Source organism: Streptomyces sp. 13-12-16 (genome assembly GCF_002114215.1).
GTDB lineage: Bacteria > Actinomycetota > Actinomycetes > Streptomycetales > Streptomycetaceae > Streptomyces.
In genome coordinates, this window is record NZ_NCTE01001513.1 from 7,641 (window position 1) to 7,998 (window position 358).

The following is a 358-nucleotide window of genomic DNA, read 5'->3' on the forward strand; positions in this document are numbered from 1 at the left end:
TGGTGGTGCCGGTGGGGTCGTTGCCGTCGGTGGCGGACGATCCGGTGGTGATCGTGGGGATGGCGTGTCGTTATCCGGGTGGGGTGTCCTCGCCGGAGGATCTGTGGCGGCTGGTGTCCGACGGCGTCGATGCCGTGTCGGAGTTCCCGGCTGATCGTGGCTGGGATGTCGACTCGTTGTACAGCGCGGACCGGGAGGTGCCCGGGACGTCGTACACGCGCTCGGGTGGTTTCCTGCACGATGCGGGTGCCTTCGATGCGGAGTTCTTCGGGATGAGTCCGCGGGAGGCGGTGGCGACGGACGCGCAGCAGCGTCTGTTGCTGGAGGCGACGTGGGAGGCGATCGAGCGGGCCGGGAT

Annotated in this window: 1 protein-coding gene; it reads left to right on the forward strand. The window is 68.7% G+C overall.

Annotated elements, in window-relative coordinates; translation table 11 throughout:
• Positions 1–2: 2 nt before the first annotated feature.
• On the forward strand, positions 3–358 hold a 356-nt coding region (locus B7767_RS47195), incomplete at its 3' end, for a beta-ketoacyl synthase N-terminal-like domain-containing protein (protein WP_373408294.1).